Source organism: Psychrobacter sp. T6-6 (genome assembly GCF_052258185.1).
Lineage (GTDB): Bacteria > Pseudomonadota > Gammaproteobacteria > Pseudomonadales > Moraxellaceae > Psychrobacter.
Genome location: NZ_JBQQEX010000005.1, coordinates 57051 through 72214 on the forward strand (window position 1 = coordinate 57051; position 15164 = coordinate 72214).

Consider the following 15164-nt stretch of genomic DNA (forward strand, 5'->3'; position numbering starts at 1 on the left):
AACGGACAAACTAATATTGAAAATACTGAGCCAAGATAAAACACACGGCAAAGAATATAAATTATATTATGACTAATTGCTATTCAGTCATTTACTAAAATCGTTGGTTTGTTTTCGCATAATGTATATTATGTTAAATGAGGTCTATAAAAAGATCGGGTTCATAGATTGTTTTCAGGTCTTTGTACATTAAGTACATGAAAACCAGAATAAGTTAAAACTATTCTATTACTTAAGTTGTCGCAAAATTTGCGACAACTGCTTTCTAAGTATTTAATAAGTGATCGCTATCATTACTATGAACTACCGAATCATCCTCGGTAGTCTCAGTTTCGCAAATGATATCTTGCGGAATGATTCAGATCTGGATTAGCACTATTGTCTGCAACCCAACCTTTATTTCAAACTATTTATTATTCTCAATTGAGCGCTAGCCTAGCGCTTAAACCCAACCTTCTTCTAACAGGTGCTCAGTATTGCTAACTTTGAACTCATTGCATAAGTCATAAAACGCCATTGGATCTTCAACATTACCGAGCAGCTCACGTTTATTTAGTGCCACAAACAGAGCCAGTGCGTAGGCTACATTATGAATAGATTTTGCAGGATTAAAAGTAATATCAGTAAAGGCTTGATATTGCATTACCTCTTCATGCAAATGAGGATTTTGCTTGAGCGCGTTCACATATAGCCAATCATAAAACGTCGTCAATGGCTCTACGCCCCATTCCATACCGAAGTAGTCGTAACCAGTGAGCTCTCCTGATGTCATCAATCGCTCATCTTTTCTGGCCTGTCTGGGTGCTACGGTCAACAAGTCTTCATAAGGACCACCATCTTCAAACACCATACTGGCTTGAAAGGCATTTTCGACACTATACTGCTTGCCATCATACTCATTAGTGATTTGTAGGCTAAATGGACTCAGCAGAAAACTCAGTTTATTGCCCGATTTACTGGACAGCTCCAGCACTTGTTTAAACCCATACTTTTTACGAATAACTTGATGCAAGTCATTGATCGTTTTTTTCTTTTGTCTACTCGCAAATCCCACATGCCGCTCAACTCTTACCATATCTGTTTTTACCAGATTATCACTGTTGACTTTGGGCATGAATACAGGTTTATGTTCTATAGCATTTTGTGTTGGTTCCATAGTAATTCACCTTAATATCAATAATCTTTTATAAGCGCTCTTTTATGCTCGACCTACTATACTCCTAACTGATTACTCTATTCTCTTACTCAGCGTTATCCGTTTTGGCTAATAACTCTTGGCAATCTAATGCCACTGCTTGGTCTGAAATAAAATATATCAAGTCAACGCTTGCGATGGCAGTTTATCTTATTCTTTGTTATTTATCCTACCCTATTTAAATATTATTGATATCTTCTATAGATTCGGCGTAAGTAATCCATAAAACACTCACTGCTATTTTTAGATCTCTGTAATTAATTATCTACCACTTGTAGAACTTATTCACTTTTAGGGTAAAAGATAAAAATATAGACCTCAAAATATACTCTCCTACTTGCATAGAACCGTACTACCACCCTGTTTATTATATTCTATGCAAGCAGAAGGCTACTGATTTAGTAAATAATCGTCTGTAACTCTTGCAAAATAAGGCGTTTGGCTTATTTTTTTATAAATTTATGTCTTTAAATAGTGGCTAAAAATGCTCTATAACTCAATTATTACATAGTCTACTGGATATATAGGTAAATATGGTAAAATTATCCCCAAGTGAACCTTGGGGATAATTAAACGTTGCAGACCTTGTAAAATAAGACATTTTTTATTTTTAGAACAAATAACAGTGTCCATATTGGTGTCCAATGACTATTTGTACATTTTTGAAGAATACTCTTCTTTGGTTATTAACCTTATGCAACTGCCCAATCAAATTTACGGATATACCTTATGGCTGTCGATCACATAAACGATATCAATAAGCTTGAATACCGAGACAAGGACTATTCAGTTAGTGTCTCAGGTGTGGCAGGCTTGAGCATTCGTGTCTACCCAAACGGCAAAAAAGAATACTACCTGCGTTACTCTCATCCGCATATCGAGGGCAAGCGCCCCAGAATGATGCTCGGTAAAGTTGAAGATATTGATTTATATGAGGTGAAGTACAAAGCCGAGACTATCCTCAACATGGTCGCCAAAGGCTCTGACCCTAAAGCTATTCAGCAAAAAGAACAAGTCAACAGATACACACACCTCAAAAATGCAACGTTTTCTGAGATTGCACAAGCATGGCGCGATCACAAGACAGCAGGTCGCCACCAAAATAAGTCTAAAAGATCCGCATTTAGTGACTCTACCCTTAAATTTTGGGATTTATGTCTAGGATATATGTGTAGCGAGATTGGTGATTTGAGAATGAACGATATCACCAGCGAGATGATACTTAGTGTGTGTGAGTCAATTCAAAATAATGACAATCAAGCCACCTTTGTTGGTGCGAGCACTCGTTTGTATACTGAAAAAGTGTTTTCATTCGCTGTTGCTCGAGGGTTGTGCGATAGAAATGTGGCGATTGATACCCGTGGTGAGCTTGCACCTGCCAATTCAGGCAATCACTTGCCTGCCATCACCAAACCAGATCAATTTGCGACGCTTCTAAAAGATATGTCTAAATTCAAAGGCGCAAGTAAAATCACGTTAGATGCTATGAACTTATTGCCTTATGTGTTTGTACGTAGTATCGATCTGCGCTCGATGCGCTGGGATGATATCGATTGGGATACTAATACATGGGCGTTCTCTCCGACCAAAGGCGAAGGACGCGATGACATGGTCTCGCACTTAGTTGTTCCCTTAGCCACGCAAGTGATTACGCGATTACGAAACATTCAGTCAATTACTGGGCATAAGGAATATGTATTTGCCTCGATGCGCGGTTCAAGCAATGCTTATATTAGTAAAGCGACGCTGGTGCAGATATTCCACCGTCTTGGATATAAAGACGTGCAATGTGCGCATGGATTTCGAGCATCTGCTAAAACTTTGCTTATGGAACAGCCTGAGCTACGCTATTCAGATATCGTCACAGAATTACAGCTGGGTCATCGTATCAAAGACACACATGGCGGGGCCTACAACAGACTCGATGAAATCGATACTAGGATACAGATGATGCAAGATTGGGCTGATTATATAGATGAGCTACGAGGTAAATAAATTGCAAGACAATCCTAGAACGTAATTAGGACAAACTTGTACCAAAACCAGTTAGATGTATGAAGAAAGTCAGAAAAAAACTAAGCCAAATATAAGCAATAGCATGATAATGGTCAACAAAACAAACAATTGACCATTAACATTAAGCAGGTCTCACCTATTTATGTTAAATTGCAAAAAACTATAGGATATTGCGCATAAGATAACCACAGTATTATATCCATTCATTTGAGAAGGAGTTTGAAGATGACGTTAGATAACAACGTATTACGTAAACGCACCAGCTTGTTGGGTTCATTATTAGGCGATGCTATTTCTCGCCAATCTGGTGAGCAGACGCTAGATACAATTGAGACGCTGCGCAAAGGCTTTATTCAACAGCGTCGTGAGCCAAATGAGGCACATAAACAGCAGCTTATCGACTTTATTGCTTCTTTGGATAATCAAACCTTAAAAAACGTCATACGCGGCTTTTCTATCTATTTTTTCCTAGCCAATCTAAGTGAAGAGAATTACTTGCGTGAGCAGCGTCATGCACAGCGTATGCAATCTGAGCAAAGCTGGGAAGGATCATTTCGTCGTACCTTACTTGAGTGTCGTGAGCGCAATATTGAGCCCGCTCAAATGCAAGAGCTGATTGTTCAGCTGAAATTTACACCTGTTTTTACGGCGCACCCTACCGAAGCGCGGCGCCGTACCACGATGAATATCTTACAAAGCCTATTTGCACATAGTGACGCCTTAAATAACGTGTCTGAAAACAGCTTCGCCTACGAGCAAGCCAAGGAGCAAACCGCGCAAACGATTGACTTGCTATGGTCTTCTGATGAAGTACGCACCCGTAAGCCATTGGTATATGATGAGATTAATAATGGTCTGCATTACTTCAATGCCAGCTTGTTCAATGCCATTCCTAAAGTATATCGTAATATCAAAAAAGCCATCGTTGATATTTATCCAGAGCTAACAGACTATCCGCTACCTGCCTTTATGAGCTTTGGTTCATGGATTGGAGGTGATAGGGATGGCAACCCTTTCGTGACTTTTGAGACCACAGAGCTTGCCGTATTGATGCATGCTGATACCGTGCTGCGTCACTATCAAGTGCTACTCAAAAAACTGCGCCGACAGCTGATTCATAGCGACACTATTGTCACCGTGTCTCCCCACGTATATGCCAAAATCAAAAGCTATGACGAGCTCGACCAGCGGGTGTTTGACTATAACCTAGATGACTATGGCAACGAGCCATATCGTCGATTGCTCTCTTTAATCCTCACTAAAGTCAATGCCACTAATCGCCGTATCCAAAGCAAAGGTACGGACATCGAGGCTGAAAAAGACGCCTATGCCAATCCAGAAGAGCTATTAGAAGACCTACGTATTATCCGCCAAAGTGTCACTACTCATGACAAAGCGCATGCAGATGGATTACTACTCGATATCATCCGCCTAGTAAAGACTTGCGGCTTCCATCTGGCAGCGCTCGACATCCGCCAAGAGTCGTCATACCATGGCGAAGTGATTGCCGATATTTTTGCCAGTGCATCAAACCTACCTGATTATCAAACCCTCAATGAGTCCGAACGCCAAGAATGGTTGACGCGTTTGCTAGAAAAACCCGGTACGCCGCTTATTTATACTGATAACCTGACAGACAAAACACGTGAGCAATTGTCATTGATGAATTCGGTCGCCACCCTACGCAAACTGGTGGGACAGGCTACTTTTGGTAGTTATGTGATCTCAATGACCAATAATGCCAGTCAGCTACTAGAGGTGTTGCTGCTCATGCGGTTTGCAGGCTTATGCAGAGTTGATGACGAAGGTCAGTTGTCCGCTGACTTGCCAGTGGCACCGTTGTTTGAGACCATCGAAGATCTTAAGAATATCGATAAAATCTTGCCTGCCGTGTTAGACAATCGACTGTATCGTGGTTTGCTACAAAGTGCCGATAACACACAAGAGATCATGCTAGGTTATTCGGACTCTTCAAAAGATGGCGGTATCATCACCTCTGCGTGGCAGTTGTATAGTGCCCAGCAGACCATTAATAGTATTGCTGAGAAATATGGCATCAAAACACGCTTGTTCCATGGTCGTGGTGGTTCAGTCAGCCGTGGCGGTGGATCAACGCACAAAGCCATTGCTGCACAGCCGGCTGGTACACTACATGGTCAGATTAAAGTGACTGAGCAAGGTGAAGTGCTCTATGCCAAGTATGCCAATACGGATACTGCTGTGTTTGAACTGACTATGGCTATCACAGGCACCCTCAAAGCCTGCTCGTCCAGATTCGTGGTGCAACCTCCTGAGTTATCAAATTATGAAGCGCTGTTTGCACGATTGGCAGATGCGGGCGAGCACCGTTACCGTAAACTGACCGATCATACCGAAGGGTTCTATCAGTTTTATTCAGAAGTGACTCCAGTACAAGAAATATCTTTATTAAATATTGGTTCACGTCCTGCTCATCGCAAAAAAGGCCTACCAAGTAAGACCACACTGCGAGCGATTCCTTGGGTGTTTGGTTGGTCGTTGGCACGCTTTACCCTACCTGCTTGGTATGGTGTCGGTAGTGCGCTAGATAGCGTTAAAGCTGATGAAGCTCTCATGAAAGAGATGAATAAGCACTGGCCGTTTTTTAATGTATTTATCAGTAATATTGAGATGGCGTTTACCAAAGCCAATATGAATATTGCACAGGCCTATAGCCAGTTATGTGAAGACGCTGCATTGCGTGAGCAAATAATGGGAGCGGTCATTGATGAACACGCCCTAACCTACTCAGGCTTAAACTCGTTATTAGATCAAGAGGCGCTCTTATCTAGCCAGCAAAATCTAGCTGCCTCTCTTCAATGGCGCGATGCTTACCTAGACCCCATCAACTATATACAGATTGAGCTATTAAAGCGTGCCAGACAGCAAGATACTGTGAGCAGTGAAGATTCTGACGACATTAACGTAGAGGATCCATTAATCCGTAGTATTAATGCACTAGCAGCGGGTTTACGCAATACTGGTTAAGAGCCGTTTTGGGACAAATAAAACACTTATACCAATTGAGGTTTCGTTCGCGAAGCCTCAATTTTTTTTAAAAGCCTTCAAAAACAGCTTGCTAGATCTCAGTAGTTTAGTGTTGAAGGTACCTTATCAGTTACGCCGTACTGCAGGTCCTAGTGGTGCCATATGGGGTAACGTAGCAAACGCGACTGGCAATGGCATCACTGGTAGTGGGACCGGTACGAGCACTTCTCAGGCAGTATACGTCACTGTCCCGAGTACGGATTTTATGCCCGATCAGTACACCGATACGGTAACCATTACCATCAACTATTGAGGCTCAATACTCACTATCACGGTATAAGGTTTTATCCGCTTCAGATCTAAAGCCTTCCGCGCTAATCGTAGGCGCGACACTATGTGGATTGGACTGCGCCTGTATGATTTCCTCTTCTTCACGGAACAGTATGTTTTGAGCTTCTTGTTTAAACTCATTATAGTTAATAATAGTGTCTGTTTCTCTAACGTCAGTTATGACATGGCTGGCTTGGATACCTAGGCTCTGGGTGTGTTCTGGGCTAGAAAACAAAGAGAGGTCATGGTTTGTAGTCAAACCAGTCCCCGAATTTGAGGTTTGAGAGAGGGTTGATGAGATGCGATAAGAGACAAATGCGGTCACGACTACAAAAATAAGAAAGACACTAGCTATGGTAAATACAGTGCTTCGTCGTTTACTGTTATTTGTAGGAGATAATGTGCTGGTAGGTCGATTTATACCTTTACTATCTGAATTTTTTAAGCTGTCCATAAGTAAGTACCAAATCAGTCCATACGATTGACGGTTTGCTAATCGCCTTATATGTATAATAATATGGTATTTTTGTTACATTGCAATGTCTTTTGGTACCAATGGGCAGGATCAGATGACCGATGGCACTAAAGTGTCAGTTTTTTACAGCGTTTTTAATAAATCTAGAAAATAGCGGTTAAATGGTGTCAGTTGCTAGATAGGATGTTGTGGGATGATGATAGATGCCAACACGATACTACATACTGAATTAATCGTTGGTCTCGCGATATAATGTGGTCTGTGACTCTTCCCTGAAATCCTCATAAGTGATGGCTGCCTCGGCCTCTGAGGTAGCCACATCGCTGGCAGGCTCTTCCTCTCCCTCATCGCTCACAGGTATGTTAGGTATGTTTTGTACATCATCCTCTAGATTGCTTTGTTGTACAACTGGTACTGGCTCGTCGTCAGAGCTGGGTTCTACAGTAGGTTGATTTTCAGCGTTAGCAGTAGTTGAATCAGGGTCTACAGCTGGCGTATCGGTTGCAACTGTTGCTTCTGTGCTATTGTCGAGACTACGATCGGCATCAGGTGTAGAGGTTGATAATACACCTGTAAATATAAGTGTGAGCACTATTATAGCGATTAGTAATGAACCAAATATCATACCAACGATGATAGGTTTTTTGCTACTTGTGACTGTATTCTCTGAGGGCGCTATCTCTTCGCTATGTGGTTCTGGCGAGATACCTTTAGTATCCAAAGCCTCGTCAGTTAATGTGCCAGATGCGATAGAAACGGAGTCTGCCTTGTCAACATCAGTAAAGTCTTTTTTCTCATTATTGTCTACATACTGATCATCCAAACTGGTATCGAGGCACTGGGTTTGCGTATGATCGTTCTTGCTCAGAGCACTGTCATTAACAGCCTTGTTCCTAGGCGCATCTGTACTCGGTCGACTGGTCTGCGACACTGCATTTTGATTCGAAAAATCAAAGGTAGCATTTGTTGTTTTGATATCTACTGGTTCTAAAACTCGCGCTTGATCGCTATTGTCTTCTTCAAAAAGTAGCAGCTCTGTCGCACTCAAAGGCTCAAAAGCAGGTAGCTTATCTGCTGTGTTCAGTGGTTTTGACTTATTCGTGTTACTTATGTTTTCATCATCTTCAGTGCTTTCAACACGGCTAATAAAACGCTCATAAATGTTGTTTTTGGTACGCTTACGCGATTTTTCTTGCACCAGTTTGGCCAACTCTTCATCAAAGTCAGTACCGATGTTCTTTTTGTCGTCGCTCATAGAATAACACCAAGCCAGTTCGTTCTACTGGCAGTAAATGACTGCTAAGATGAATGATAATTTTCTTGCTAAAATGTAACAGCACCATTAGTTCTCAATATAGTTGCTCACACTCCTATCTTCAAGCACAATTTGTTCGATATCACTAATATTTATGCGTATCATCTCAAATGATTGCACACACACCTATTCAGACAACACCTAATGAAGACTATATATCATGATAGGCTCAATAATATGGATTTAAAACAGCTTAATGCCTTTATTGCGGTCGCAGATTTACGTAGCTTTAGTGCTGCTGCTACAAAAACAGGGCTGTCGCAGCCAAGTTTGAGCCGTCTACTTAAGCAGCTAGAAACCGATATCGGTGTGGTGCTGATTGATCGCTACCATAGACCTCTGCATCTGACTGAAGCGGGCAGTTTCTTTTACGATAAGATAAGCACCATACTGACAGAAATCGAGACCGTGACCAGTATGACCCAGCGCTTATCCGCGCCAAGTACTGCGCTCAATATTGGGTTTGTGCCCTCGGTGCTATATGGTCTACTACCCGAAATCATCGCCAAGCTAAAGCAATCTAACCCTGATATCGAGGTTAATCTAAAAGATATTAGCTCATACCAGCAAATGGAGGCGCTCAAGTCTGGTGATATTGACGTGGGTTTTGGGCGTTTTGCGCATCAAGACCCTTGGATTCAGCAAATACTACTGCGTCATGAGCGCTATGTGGTCGCACTACCCAAATCGCATCCTCTTGCCTATGTAGAGGAGCAGCGGTTGATAGATCTGGCAAACAACCGCTTGATTTTATACCATCAAACGCACTTACCGATAGCAGCCACAGTAACGCCTTCGGCGCACGCTCGTAGTTATTCAGACAACACCCAATTAGATAAACCAATCAGAGCTGATGCCGGTGAGCAACTTGCATCTAATAAACCGATCACTGAACCTTTACTACATTTATTTGCACAGTACGGCATATCTCCATATATGACGACGACGGTAAGTGACTTGCAAGTAGCACTAGGTTTGGTCGCGGCTGGAGAAGGTATTACTTTGGTACCTGCCAGCCTAAAGACCGTACGTACCGAACAAATAAGCTATCAACGTTTGGTACACGAAAATGTCACCTCCCCTATCTACTTACATACCCTCAAAGACTTTGTTCACCCAAGTATCTCTAATTTATTGAGCGCCATCTATCAAGTATACGAGCAGCGAGGTATTACGTACCGACCGCAAAAGTTTGTCTCTCAAGCTTAAATGAGCAGATATCGGATAGATATTGTGTTATAAAGAACCGCTAAAAAATAATCACTCACTAATGCTTGATATTAGCGAGTGATTATGCTAACCAAAAATAATGACAATGCAAACAAATAGTAATAACTATCACTATTAATAAATAGAATAATCATTCTCCTGAAGCGTATTGGTGTGCTAAAGTCGATACAAGATTAATCGTTATAGAGAAAAAACTCATAAATCGATTGTCTACTGATCATTGGCAAGCTGACACAGGTAAGTGATAATTTGCCGTTTTAAACATTTAGAGGTATTCATGACCACACAACCACTCAATAACCCAAGTACCACTGACGATACGGCCACAGCACAGCAAGAAGGCTTTAGTTGGCGCATCTTTGGTCCAGGTATTTTAATGGCGACCGCTGCAATCGGTGGATCGCATCTGATTTCGTCAACACAGGCTGGTGCCATATATGGCTGGCAGCTTGCAATCATGATTGTTTTGGCCAATGTTTTTAAGTATCCGTTTTTTCGCTTTGCAACGGATTATGTCTACGATACTGGTGAGAGCTTGATTGCAGGCTACGCCAAACGCTCAAAGCTATATCTATGGGTGTATTTTATTCTCTCTATCCTATCAGCGGTCATTAGCACTGGTGCGGTCTCACTGATTGCGGCAGTAATTTTGGGCTTTATGCTACCCGCCTCCCTTGGACTATCGACGATGGCGTTGTCTCTCATCATCGTTGCGGTCTCTTGGTTCTTTTTGATAGCCGGTCACTATAAGCTACTCGATGGCGTCACCAAGTGGATTATGATTGCGCTTACGACAGCGACCATCGCGGCGGTTATCATTGCTGCTGGCAAGCCAACCGTAATGGCAGTAGATTTTGTTGCCGCCTCTCCTTGGAATTTGGCGACATTAGGCTTTATTGTAGCGCTGATGGGCTGGATGCCAGCACCGCTTGAATTTGCAGCGATCACTTCTATGTGGACTTCTGCCAAGGTGAAAGCAGATCACACGACACACAGCCAAGGCTTGTTAGATTTTAATGTGGGTTATGCGGTTTCAGCGGTTTTGGCGTTGTTTTTCTTATCATTAGGTGTATTTGTCCAGTATGGCTCAGGGCAAGAGATTGAATTGGTTGGCGGTGCGTATATCAACCAGCTGATTAATATGTATACCGCAACTATTGGTGAATGGTCGAGACTACTGGTGGCCTTTGTCGCCTTTATGTGTATGTTCGGCACGACTATTACCTGTGCTGATGGTTATGGACGCGCCAACGCTGAGTGCTGGCGTTTGCTTAAAGGTGAGAGTGAAATCAACAAAAAGCAGATCGCTTTTTGGACGACTTATGCTATCGGTGGCGGGCTCGTGATTATTACCTTCTTCACAGGGCAATTAGGCGCCATGCTTAAGTTTGCCATGATATCGGCATTTGTCTCTGCGCCTATCTTTGGTTGGTTGAATTACTCACTGGTCAAAAAACATAAGAAACTATCAGCAGGTATGAATGCACTATCTATCGCAGGTTTGGTATTCTTAGCAGGTTTTGCATTGTTGTTCTTAGCAAACCTAGCAGGTCTATTCTCTTAAACTAAGATTTATAGTCTGGCTCAAACAAAAGCCCTAATAGCTAAGCTATTAGGGCTTTTTTGATGGTTAACTCTCAAAAAAAGAAAATATAGGTCTAGTAATTGTAACTAAATGTAAAATGTACACTATTATTTAATACGGTTATTTGAGCAATATGAATACTTATTTTAGTGGAACATCGATATACACATAATGCTATTCATATTATGAATACTGTTAAATATTTTAATATGCATTTTTAGTTTAGATAATTAATAATTCTATCAGCAAGCTTTTTAGAGGTCAATAATTGGGTATAATCAGTTACAACAACGATAATACTTTCTCTATCTGCAAGGATACTAGCATGACAACTTCTTCAGCAGGCGCGCGCTTTCGCAGTGCTCTCACTCAAAAAAATGACAATAATCAACCATTACAAATCGCAGGTGCTATCAACGCTTATACAGCGATGATGGCTACCCAAGTCGGTCATCAAGCGTTGTATCTCTCTGGTGCTGGCGTGGCCAATGCTTCATTTGGTCTACCTGATCTTGGTATGACCAGTCTCGATAATGTATTAGAAGATGCTCGCCGTATCACTGACGCAGTCGATACACCGCTGCTGGTAGATATCGATACAGGCTTTGGTGGCGCGTTTAACATCGCTCAAACCATTAGAAAAATGGAAAAAGCAGGCGTCGCTGCTGTACATATCGAAGACCAAGTCGCTCAAAAGCGCTGTGGCCATCGCCCTAACAAAGAAATCGTGAGCATCTCAGAGATGGTAGATCGTCTAAAAGCAGCATTAGACGCCAAAACTGACCCTGATTTTGTAGTGATGGCTCGTACTGACGCCTTATCGGTAGAAGGGTTGGATGCTGCGGTTGAACGTGCTGTTGCGTTCCAAGAAGCGGGTGCAGATATGATTTTTGCAGAAGCGCTAACCGATATCGAGATGTATCATAAGTTTACTGATGTACTGGACATTCCTGTACTGGCCAACATGACAGAGTTTGGTCAGACAGATCTATACACCACTGACCAGTTGTATAGTGTGGGCGTCGAGATGGTGCTGTATCCGCTATCAGCCTTCCGCGCCATGAACAAAGCGGCACTGAACGTCTATCAGCATCTACTCAATGATGGCACACAAGACAAAGTCGTCGATACCATGCAGACTCGCATGGAGCTTTATGACTTCTTAAATTATCATGAGTTTGAGCAGACATTAGACAAGCTATTTGCTAGTAACAAGTAACAAGTAACAAGTAACTAGCGATTGGTTGTTATTAACACTGCGAAGATAAACTACCTCTGGGTGTTTTATCTTCTTAAAATTCGTATTCATTTACCTTTAGGTTATTTATGTCATTGCTTACTTCTCATACTGCTTTTAGAGCGTCACTACTCAGTAGTACGCTGGCTGCACTACTACTCATAACTGGCTGTGATAACACGCCAGAAACCGTCGATAACGTTGACACGACTACCAGTGAAGCGACCCAAGCTGTGCCATCAGATGCTGTCTCTCAAGACGACTTGGTCATGACGACAATTACGTTAGATACCGTTAACAGTCTACTGTTTGCGCCAATTATCAATAGTGGTGCGCTCAGTGAAGAGCAAGTCAGCTGCCTTGAATCGCGTGATAAGGACTTGGGTAAAGCCGAAGTTGATAGCTTTTATAGAGGTCAATTCACCGATGCAGAGTTAAAAGAGCTAGATAGCTTTTATACGTCGGACGTAGGTAAAAAGCTGCTTGCTTTTGGCAATGAGCAATTGCGCGTCATGAATGGCGAAGAAGTCGCAACCCCAATGGCTGACCCCACCCCAGAAGAAATGACTGAAATCCAGACATTTATGGAGTCGCCACTGGGTGTCAAGTATATGGAAATCAATAATGCAGAAGGCGAAGGCAGCGCGATGGAGGTCTTGAACGGCCCTATTGAAGCTGAGTTTAAGCGTTGTAATGTCGACTTAGACGGTCCACAGCCTGAACAGCCTGCATAACGCTCAACTGGCGCTATAGTCAGTCATTAACCAATAAATTTATCATCAGAAACATCGTTAGAAATACTGTTTTCACCCAAAAAAGCTACCCACAAAAGGAATGTAAACATGGCAGCACAAAAAGAACTTTCAGGCGCAGGTCTACGCGGACAAGTCGCTGGTAAAACCTCTCTATCTACCGTCGGCAAATCAGGCTCTGGTCTGACCTATCGCGGCTATGACGTATCAGAGCTAGCCGACAAGTGTATTTTTGAAGAAGTGGCGTACCTGCTGCTATACGGTAACTTGCCTACGCAAAGCGAGCTTGATGCCTATCAAGCCAAGCTAAAAAAACTACGCGGGCTACCACAAGCATTAAAAGATGTGCTTGAGCGCATTCCAAGCGACGCGCATCCAATGGATGTGCTACGTACTGGTTGCTCAATGCTCGGTAACCTTGAAACTGAGACTGACTTTACTCAGCAAAATGATCAAACTGACCGTATGCTGGCAGCGTTCCCGTCGATTATCAACTATTGGTATCGTTTTAGTCATGATAATGTGCGTATCGAGACTGATACAGATGACGCTACTATTGGTGGACACTTCCTGCATTTGCTCAAAGGCGAAAAGCCAAACGAGCTACATGAAAAAGTCATGAACGTCTCGCTTATCTTGTATGCAGAGCATGAGTTCAATGCGTCGACCTTTACTGCTCGTGTCTGCGCTTCAACTCTATCTGATATCCACTCTTGCATTACTGGTGCCATCGGCTCATTACGTGGTCCATTGCATGGCGGCGCGAATGAAGCAGCGATGGATATGATTGAAGGTTTTAGCTCACCTGATGAAGCTGAAGAAGAAATGATGGGCATGCTAGCACGTAAAGACAAAATCATGGGCTTTGGTCATGCGATCTATAGCGAGTCAGATCCACGTAACGTCGTGATTAAGGGTTGGGCTGAGAAGCTGGCTGCGGACGTTGGTGATGAAGTACTATATCCTGTATCAGTACGCTGTGAAGAAGTCATGTGGCGCGAGAAAAAACTGTTCTGTAATGCTGATTTCTTCCATGCTTCTGCCTATCACTTTATGGGCATCCCAACCAAGCTATTCACACCTATCTTTGTCTGCTCACGCTTGACTGGTTGGGCTGCTCACGTGTTTGAGCAACGTGCTAATAACCGTATCATTCGCCCAAGTGCAGAGTATACGGGTGAAGATCTGCGTCCAGTACCAGATATGAGTGCGCGTTAAGTGAAAGATAAATACGTTTTCATAAGTTGAGATAACCAGCTTATGAAAACACTATATTTTTATAGCTGAGTTTCAAATGAAAAATTTTAAAATTAGTATTGATAAATGTAGAGTTATCTTCCTTGATCTTGAGTTTTATGTGCCTGAATCTGGTCGAGATAAAGAAGGTCTATGCTATAACCCATGGGATAAAAAATGCAAATTCTTAGGTGGTTCATTTTTTGTAGCAAATCCCACTAAAGATTTTTCAGCTGAAATATCAGTAGGTTCTAAAGCCATACAATGCCTTTGGCTATGGGACTATAATTCTGAAAAAGAACTATTAACTGTGATATATGAGCTACTTAAAGAAGTCTACGGTTTGGCAAAAAAAGGTAACAATGGAAGAGTTTCTCCAATTCTATGTGGTATAGGTATAACGTCATCTGATGTACCTGTGTTATTTGATTTGTTTAAACGCTACAAGATAATGTCGAACTACGATGCTTTTCAATTCCAGAGTAGTTTCCGAATCATTGATATATCGCAATTAGCTATTGCGACTTTCAATAACAGTTCAAGCTTTGCGTATCCCAAGACAAAGCGACACATACTTAATAAATACCTGCCTGGTAAAAAATTTGAAAGTGGTAAAGCAGTTTGGGATCTTTACGAATCTAAAAAATTTGATGAAATAGAGTTTAGAGTTAGAGATGAAATTGTCTGTACTCATTTAAGTTACATTAGTATTCTCAATGATTATAAGAAATTTAAAAATCTTGAGAAAAATGCCAAAAAAAATAGCAAGGAAATTACGCCATGACTG

The 15164-nt window shown here is 42.0% G+C and carries 12 protein-coding genes; 9 read left to right on the forward strand and 3 right to left on the reverse strand.

All coding sequences use genetic code 11. The features are described 5' to 3' along the window. Positions 1-442: 442 nt before the first annotated feature. Positions 443-1156, reverse strand: a complete 714-nt coding sequence (locus ACTXGL_RS09425; protein ID WP_443526468.1) for a DarT1-associated NADAR antitoxin family protein — start codon at positions 1154-1156, stop codon at positions 443-445. Positions 1157-1924: 768 nt separating this feature from the next. Between ACTXGL_RS09425 and ACTXGL_RS09430 the strand changes: the two genes are divergently transcribed. The 3 genes from ACTXGL_RS09430 to ACTXGL_RS09440 all read left to right on the forward strand — a co-directional run bounded on the left by ACTXGL_RS09430 (position 1925) and on the right by ACTXGL_RS09440 (position 6530). Continuing rightward, positions 1925-3190 carry a tyrosine-type recombinase/integrase gene (locus ACTXGL_RS09430; protein ID WP_443526469.1) on the forward strand — a complete coding sequence of 422 codons (1266 nt, stop codon included), beginning with the start codon at positions 1925-1927 and terminating at the stop codon, positions 3188-3190. A gap of 246 nt (positions 3191-3436) precedes the next feature. After that, positions 3437-6217, forward strand: coding sequence for a phosphoenolpyruvate carboxylase (gene ppc / locus ACTXGL_RS09435; protein WP_443526471.1), 2781 nt, complete (start codon positions 3437-3439; stop codon positions 6215-6217). A gap of 112 nt (positions 6218-6329) precedes the next feature. Further along, positions 6330-6530: a spore coat protein U domain-containing protein gene (locus ACTXGL_RS09440; RefSeq protein ID WP_443526472.1), complete on the forward strand. Its 201-nt coding sequence runs from the start codon at positions 6330-6332 to the stop codon at positions 6528-6530. Positions 6531-6533: 3 nt separating this feature from the next. Here the strand turns inward: ACTXGL_RS09440 and ACTXGL_RS09445 are convergent, their stop codons facing one another. Together ACTXGL_RS09445 and ACTXGL_RS09450 are read right to left on the reverse strand one after the other, a co-directional pair. Further along, the gene (locus ACTXGL_RS09445; RefSeq protein ID WP_443526474.1) at positions 6534-6806 is read right to left on the reverse strand and encodes a hypothetical protein; all 273 of its coding nucleotides are present in this window, start codon (positions 6804-6806) and stop codon (positions 6534-6536) included. A 445-nt stretch (positions 6807-7251) separates the two neighbouring features. Continuing rightward, positions 7252-8277 carry a hypothetical protein gene (locus ACTXGL_RS09450; protein WP_443526475.1) on the reverse strand — a complete coding sequence of 342 codons (1026 nt, stop codon included), beginning with the start codon at positions 8275-8277 and terminating at the stop codon, positions 7252-7254. A gap of 237 nt (positions 8278-8514) precedes the next feature. Between ACTXGL_RS09450 and ACTXGL_RS09455 the strand changes: the two genes are divergently transcribed. From ACTXGL_RS09455 to ACTXGL_RS09480, 6 genes are all read left to right on the forward strand, one after another. After that, positions 8515-9546 carry a LysR family transcriptional regulator gene (locus ACTXGL_RS09455; RefSeq protein WP_443526476.1) on the forward strand — a complete coding sequence of 344 codons (1032 nt, stop codon included), beginning with the start codon at positions 8515-8517 and terminating at the stop codon, positions 9544-9546. A gap of 298 nt (positions 9547-9844) precedes the next feature. Next, positions 9845-11131, forward strand: coding sequence for an NRAMP family divalent metal transporter (locus ACTXGL_RS09460; RefSeq protein ID WP_443526477.1), 1287 nt, complete (start codon positions 9845-9847; stop codon positions 11129-11131). A 346-nt stretch (positions 11132-11477) separates the two neighbouring features. Next, positions 11478-12371 carry a methylisocitrate lyase gene (gene prpB / locus ACTXGL_RS09465; RefSeq protein WP_319051673.1) on the forward strand — a complete coding sequence of 298 codons (894 nt, stop codon included), beginning with the start codon at positions 11478-11480 and terminating at the stop codon, positions 12369-12371. 107 nt (positions 12372-12478) lie between these two features. Next, entirely contained in the window at positions 12479-13123 is a 645-nt protein-coding gene (locus tag ACTXGL_RS09470) for a DUF2059 domain-containing protein (RefSeq protein ID WP_443526478.1), read from the forward strand. A gap of 108 nt (positions 13124-13231) precedes the next feature. Then, on the forward strand, positions 13232-14359 hold the full coding sequence (gene prpC, locus ACTXGL_RS09475) for a bifunctional 2-methylcitrate synthase/citrate synthase (protein WP_443526479.1): 1128 nt from the start codon (positions 13232-13234) through the stop codon (positions 14357-14359). 76 nt (positions 14360-14435) lie between these two features. Then, positions 14436-15161 carry a hypothetical protein gene (locus ACTXGL_RS09480; RefSeq protein ID WP_443526481.1) on the forward strand — a complete coding sequence of 242 codons (726 nt, stop codon included), beginning with the start codon at positions 14436-14438 and terminating at the stop codon, positions 15159-15161. Positions 15162-15164 lie beyond the last annotated feature (3 nt).